Source organism: Enterococcus sp. DIV1639a, from assembly GCF_050530445.1.
GTDB lineage: Bacteria > Bacillota > Bacilli > Lactobacillales > Enterococcaceae > Enterococcus_B > Enterococcus_B hirae.
Map to the genome: position 1 here is coordinate 2,875,068 of NZ_CP172886.1, position 6,472 is coordinate 2,881,539.

Here is a 6,472-nt window from a genome sequence, read left to right on the forward strand (position 1 = left end):
TCCTTTTATTTTCCTAAACAGAATTGACTGAATAATTGAGTGATTAATTCATCTTGTACACTGTCTCCAACGACTTCCCCTAAGTAGTCCCAACAGCGTGTCATATCGATTTGAACAAGATCTACAGGCATCCCTGCTTCAATCCCAGCAACTACTTCTGCTAATGAAATTGATGCTTTTTCAAGTAGAGCAATATGTCTGGTATTTGATACATACGTAGCATCTCTTTCACCGGTTTGCCCACCAAAGAATAAGTCAGCGATAGCTGTTTCTAATTGATCTAAACCATCATTTTTAGCCACAGAAACGGCAAACACCGGTTCATCTTCTAACCACTGATCAAGTTCTTCTTTTTCTAACTTTTGCGGCAAATCTGTTTTATTTAAAAGTACAATCCGTTTCAAACCCTTAGTGGCTTCTAAAAGCTGCTCGTCTTCTCTGGTCAGTGGCTCACTTTGATTCAAAACCAATAAAATCAAATCCGATTCAGATAATGCTTTTCGACTTCTTTCTACACCGATCTGTTCCACGAGATCTTCTGTTTCGCGGATTCCAGCTGTATCAATTAATTTCAATGGTACACCACGAACGTTCACGTATTCTTCAATGACATCTCGTGTCGTTCCAGCAATATCTGTTACAATTGCTTTTTCTTCTCGCAATAAGTGATTCAACAAGCTTGATTTTCCGACATTTGGACGACCAATGATAGCTGTACTTAATCCTTCACGCAAGACTTTTCCTTGTTTCGATGTAGCAAGTAAAGCTTGGATCCTTTGTTGGATCATCGTCGCTTTTTCAAGCAATAATCGTGTAGTCAATTCTTCCACATCATCGTATTCAGGATAATCGATATTGACTTCTACTTGTGCTAATGTTTCTAAGATCTCTTGTCTTAATGAACGAATCAACGAAGAAAGATTGCCATCTAATTGATTTAAAGCTAAGCCCATTGCTTTGTCCGTTTTCGCCCGAATTAAATCCATCACGGCTTCTGCTTGAGAAAGATCTACACGACCATTTAAGAAAGCTCTTTTTGTAAATTCTCCAGGTTCAGCTAGTCTTGCTCCTTCTCGTAATAGCAGTTGTAAAATTTGATTTACGACTACGATCCCACCATGACAATTGATTTCAACGACATCTTCACGAGTAAATGTTTTAGGTGCTAACATAACAGAAACCATCACTTCATCAATGATCTGTTCATTCTTCGGATCAGTAATATGCCCATAATGAATCGTATGACTAGGTACTTCCAATAAGCTTTTCTTGCCACAACGATAGACTTTATCTGCTAAAGCTACCGCTTGGTCTCCACTAAGTCGAACAATACTGATCGCTCCTTCTCCTGGTGGGGTAGAAATTGCAGCAATCGTATCAAATTCTAAAGTAATTTCAGCCATTTTTTCACTCCCTTTTTAATTTTACGCACAAAAAAAGTGCCCACTTCACCCTTTACAATAAATGGTGAACTTCGCACTTTGACTGCTTGTCCATGATTAAATTCTGAACATAGGTTATCATATTTAGTTACAAGACACAAGTATTGAAAATAGAGAACTCTGACAACTTCTTCTTTTTTACAATATCGTAAAAATTTTTTCATTTATACATTCATTCTGATTTGAGGATATTGTACATTCTTTTTATTTCATCCTTTGTATCGTGGCGTTCCTTTTCACGACTATTCAACATAAAAAATAGCCATTCAAAACAAATCGCTATCTCATCTCAGTTCTACAAAAAAACACACGAAGGCTAACCTCCATGTGCTTTTTCTATCAAAGTAAGACTACTTAAGCATCGTATACTCCGATAAGAATGATTTCTAATAAAATATACTTTGTTTAAAAAAGTTTGTCAATGTGATTCCTAAAAAGAACCACGCATATCAACCATTAAATTTTGTTTTTCTCAATATAACTGATCTTCTATGTATGATTGAATGAATTTTCAACTATAGGATAAAACGACATTTATTTTATCCCTATTCATGCAGGATTTACCTCTATCTTTCTAATCCAGAACTTGATATTTCCAATCCAGAGTTTGGTCTTTCTGCTTTTTTCTTTTTTGAAAATTTTTTAATTATAGTATTAATTCTTTTCTTAGCTTTAGGACTAACTTTAGTACTCAATTTTGATTCATTTTTATTTAAAGCAGCAACTTTTCTCAGGTATTCTTCACCCGTTAGTCTATTATGTAACTCTTTTTTTACATCTTCCTGATTTATAAGAAACTGTTTTGTATACACGTCTCCAACTTTTTTTCCAGCTTCATTTACAACATCTATTAACAACTCTTTTTTTACTATTTTCATGCTTGGCGTCTCTTGCGCCAATTCTTTTTTATTTTTAAGAAAAAACGCGTAATTCTGATCAAGTAAATCACTATAACTCTGGTTCTTGACCTCATCTTTAGCAACTTTTAGTAGCATTTCATCCATACCCTCAATTTGTTTACATTGATCATACTCTTTGTCTTTAATAATTGCCTTAGTTTTATAACCTAGTGTATATTTGAATGCTAATCCTACATTTTTTACACCACATGCCCCTGTCATTTGTGACCTTGAAACATAATTTTCAAGCTTACATTCTGATGCATGATGATGAAGTTCTTTTAACGGATATTCTGTTGACTTATGCACAAACAAAAAACTTTTATCACGAAGCACGCTTCCCAAGCTTGCACCCTCTTTTCGAGAGAAACTGAACAAATCTCGCCATGTAGGAGCATGTCTTCCTATACGAACAGCTTTTGAAATAGCTTCTATATTTTTCTTTGATTCTTCAAACTCATATACATAGATTGATTTTAATTGTTTGGTATCCAGATCTACCCACAATTTTTCTACTTCTGCAAAACTATCTAGAAATTCTGCTTTATCCTGCTTACTAATACCATCCCAAATGTCAAATTTCTCTTTATCGGAAAAATCATTCCAGTCTTCCCAGTGATAAAACGACGCTATTTTATTTAAATGCTCAAGAGAAATTTTTCCATCAACATTTGGCGCTTCATTAGGTACAAGTTGACCTCCTTTATTACAAACGCGCACTTTAATTTTATCGTCTTCTTTTTGAATAAGCAGACTGACACTATGCCCATCTCCTGTTCTCCGACTATATATGATTGGTATAATTAAAAAACTATCCGGATCATTATTTACCAAGTCTTTCATGCATGGCTTAAAATATTTGTTATCGTAACTACATCCTATACTACCGTATAAAGAGTTCATTAAGTTCTCTCGGTCTCTACCATTTTTTGTGAACTTTTCAGGATTGTTTTCAACCACTTTTTTATGCAAATACATATACTCTATAAGGCTATCATATTTTACTCCAGCTTCATTCCCTACCTTATTAGAAGTCCAATTCCATCTTTTATTAAAGGAATGCACCATTTCTGCAAGATACTTTTTTTCATTTTTTGCATATTTTTCACGAGCTTTTTCGATATCTTTTATCATTTTTTTTCTTTTTTTCTCTTCCATTTTTCCCTTCCTTTTCCCCCAGTCGTATTCACAGTAACATAGATTATTTTGGAGAAAGAAACTTTTTTTTAGAAAACAGAGAAAAAAAGATTTCTTGCAAAACACAACAAAAATAAAGTAGCGAAAAAGGAATCAGTTTACTTTTTCACTACTTCATTGATTTAAACTTCTCTTATTTATCAAGCATTATTTCATTAACAAGCATTTGTTAATGAAGCAAACTCTTTTAGTGTTTATAATCGTTTTTTTACAGGTTCTACTACTAGATAACGATAAGGCTCGTCTCCTTCAGAATGAGTTTTCACATATTCATTCTTGCTTAATGCCGCATGGATTTGTTTTCTCTCAAATGCCGGCATTGGTTCTAAGAAGACTGGTTGACCGGATTTAATTGCTTTTTCGGCAGTACGATCTGCTAAGCGTTGAATGATTTCTTGTCTTTTTTCACGATAATTACCAACGTTTACTACTACAGATAGTTTATTTTTAGCAATACGGTGAATGAAAACTTGGGCTAAATACTGCAACGCATTTAATGTTTTGCCGTGTTTGCCAATTAAAATCCCTTGTTTTTGTGTATCTAATTGAAAAACGACGGTATTTGCTTCGCGGGTCATTTTTACTAAAGCTGGCGCATCTAATTGCTTGGTAATATCCGTGAGATAGACTGCTAATTCCGTTAAAGCTGCTTCATCGCCTAATTCACTGGTTTCTACTTCTTCTGGTTGGTCTTCTGTAAAGACTTCAATGGTTTCAGTTTCTTCTATCGTTTTTTCTAAAGGTTCTTCTAAAACTTCTTCTACCGTTTCTTCAATTGCTTCTGAAACAGTTTCACTAATTGAAGGTTCAATCTTAAGACGAGCATTCTTACGCCCGATCCCCAGAAATCCTTTCTTACCTTCATCTAGTATCTCAATTTCAACTTGCTCTTTATCCAATCCTAAATCGTTTAAACCAAGTTGGATTGCTTCATCAATTGTCGCAGCTTCATAAATCGGCATTAGCATTCCCTCCCTTATTTTTTACGTTTTTTCTTCGGACTCATGGCTTTTTTCAACGCACGTTCTTTTTCACGAATACGTTGAGCTTCTTCTTCTCGCTCTTTTCTAATCTTAAATGGATTATTGATTAGTAATGTTTGAACGACTTGGAAAGCATTAGATATTACCCAATATAATGAAAGACCACTTGCTAAGTTGACCCCCATAACTAAGATCATCACAGGCATCACAAAATTCATGATCTTCATTGATGCATTTGATTCAATTTGACTCATGCTACTTAAATACGTACTTGCAAAAGTAAATACCGCAGCAAGGATCGGTAAAATAAAGGTTGGATCTGCTGTTCCTAGATTTAACCATAAAAAGTTTCCTTGTTTTAATTCAGGCACACGTGAAATCGATTGCCATAACGCCATCAAAATCGGCATTTGTACTAATAACGGTAAACAACCAGCATATGGGTTCACATTATTTTCCGCATATAAACGTTGTTGCGCTTCACGTAACTTACTTTGTGTCTCAGGATCTTTTGAACTATATTCTTGTTGTAGTGCTTTTAATTTTGGTTGAAGTTCTTGGGTTTTTCGCATACTCTTGGTTTGAAAATGCATCAACGGCATCAAGATCACACGAATGATCAAAGTGAATAAAATAATCCCAATCCCTGCATTTCCAAATGACAATGCCTTGATCGCTTCTGCAAAATAATAAACGATGTAGCGATCCCAAATTCCTGTGCTTTGTGCACTTACTTCTCCAGTTCCACAACCGGATAAGACAACGACTAGACTGATAATGCCTGCCATCAAAAGTAAACGTTTGTATTTCTTCACTTACTCTTTTCCTCTCTATCGATTATTTTTGCAAGTTTTAAGACATGGACTAGATTGGAACGAATCTCATCGTAAGTTAGTCCCTTGACACTTGGTCTTGCAATCACGATAAAATCCAATTCCGGATCGATCTGTTCTTTTACAGAATAGACCGCCGCACGAATCTTACGTTTTACCTCATTGCGACATACTGCATTGCCCACTTTTTTACCTACTGAAAGCCCGACACGAAAATGTGGCTGGTCTTTTTTTTCTAAGCGGTAAACGACAAATTTACGATTAGCAAATGACGTTCCTGTATGGAATACGTTTTGAAACTCTCGTTCTTTTTTGACTCGATACGCTTTTCTCATTCGTTTTCTTTCCTTTTCTATCTTTCACTTACGTCCATAATCATAACATATTTCTCTTTATTCTTTCAGCTTTTCCCTAAAAAAGGGCATAAAAAAAACCACTGAAACCCCAGTGGCTTAAGCTGAAAGAACTTTTCTTCCTTTACGGCGACGGCTTGCTAAAACACGACGGCCATTTTTAGTACTCATACGTTTACGGAATCCGTGAACTTTTTGACGTTTACGTTTATTTGGTTGGTATGTTCTTTTCATGTATTCCACCTCCAAAATTTCTTATCTACTGTTAAAACACAGACATACTTTGATAGTATAACGACAATCAAGGTAATTTGTCAATATAAAATGAAAGGAAACTTCTGGATTTATGCATTCTATTTTTCCACAGTTTAGTTTTTTTTCGTGTGATTTGTTTGTGGAAAAAGTTATACACAAGATTTATCCACAATTATTTTTTAGGGTTTTTTACACAGAATAAACACCTGTAAAAAAAGTAATCCACAAACAGTCATTTATCTGTGAATTGAATACTTAACTCCTTGATAAACAAAGATTTTTTATCCACAACCTACCTGGGATTTCTGTCTTTAAAACACACTTATCCACCTGTTGATTAGTGATGTGGATAAGTGTTTTTCCTCGTTGTGATTTTTTTGTTTTTTTCTCTCTTAATTTTGTGGATAATCTCAAATAAAAAATTTTTTCTGCTCTTTCTGTGGAAAACTATATGAAAAAATGATAAATTAGTACTAGTTATTCACTTTTTAATGAAGGAGGAAGCCTTAT

6 protein-coding genes are annotated in these 6,472 nt (G+C 34.6%); all 6 read right to left on the reverse strand.

Annotation, left to right across the window (positions count from 1 at the left end; genetic code table 11):
* Positions 1-5: 5 nt before the first annotated feature.
* A complete protein-coding gene (gene mnmE, locus IGJ32_RS13210; RefSeq protein ID WP_063627679.1) occupies positions 6-1,403 on the reverse strand; it encodes a tRNA uridine-5-carboxymethylaminomethyl(34) synthesis GTPase MnmE in 1,398 nt (465 codons plus the stop codon).
* Between the two features lie 605 nt (positions 1,404-2,008).
* Positions 2,009-3,499: a hypothetical protein gene (locus IGJ32_RS13215; protein ID WP_207427312.1), complete on the reverse strand. Its 1,491-nt coding sequence runs from the start codon at positions 3,497-3,499 to the stop codon at positions 2,009-2,011.
* Positions 3,500-3,732: 233 nt separating this feature from the next.
* Entirely contained in the window at positions 3,733-4,500 is a 768-nt protein-coding gene (jag, locus tag IGJ32_RS13220; protein ID WP_053766571.1) for an RNA-binding cell elongation regulator Jag/EloR, read from the reverse strand.
* A 14-nt stretch (positions 4,501-4,514) separates the two neighbouring features.
* Positions 4,515-5,336, reverse strand: coding sequence for a YidC/Oxa1 family membrane protein insertase (locus IGJ32_RS13225; protein WP_010720506.1), 822 nt, complete (start codon positions 5,334-5,336; stop codon positions 4,515-4,517).
* A complete protein-coding gene (gene rnpA / locus IGJ32_RS13230) occupies positions 5,333-5,689 on the reverse strand; it encodes a ribonuclease P protein component (protein ID WP_010720505.1) in 357 nt (118 codons plus the stop codon). The genes IGJ32_RS13225 and rnpA overlap by 4 nt, the downstream gene beginning before the upstream one ends.
* A 117-nt stretch (positions 5,690-5,806) precedes the next feature.
* Positions 5,807-5,941, reverse strand: a complete 135-nt coding sequence (rpmH, locus tag IGJ32_RS13235; RefSeq protein WP_002293121.1) for a 50S ribosomal protein L34 — start codon at positions 5,939-5,941, stop codon at positions 5,807-5,809.
* Positions 5,942-6,472: the final 531 nt, after the last annotated feature.

Bases quoted from the DNA above. Each gene is read 5' to 3' on its own strand.
- mnmE (WP_063627679.1), bottom strand. From the start codon at position 1,403: ATGGCTGAAATTACTTTAGAATTTGATACGATTGCTGCAATTTCTACC.
- IGJ32_RS13215 (WP_207427312.1), bottom strand. From the start codon at position 3,499: ATGGAAGAGAAAAAAAGAAAAAAAATGATAAAAGATATCGAAAAAGCT.
- jag (WP_053766571.1), bottom strand. From the start codon at position 4,500: ATGCCGATTTATGAAGCTGCGACAATTGATGAAGCAATCCAACTTGGT.
- rnpA (WP_010720505.1), bottom strand. From the start codon at position 5,689: ATGAGAAAAGCGTATCGAGTCAAAAAAGAACGAGAGTTTCAAAACGTA.
- rpmH (WP_002293121.1), bottom strand. From the start codon at position 5,941: ATGAAAAGAACATACCAACCAAATAAACGTAAACGTCAAAAAGTTCAC.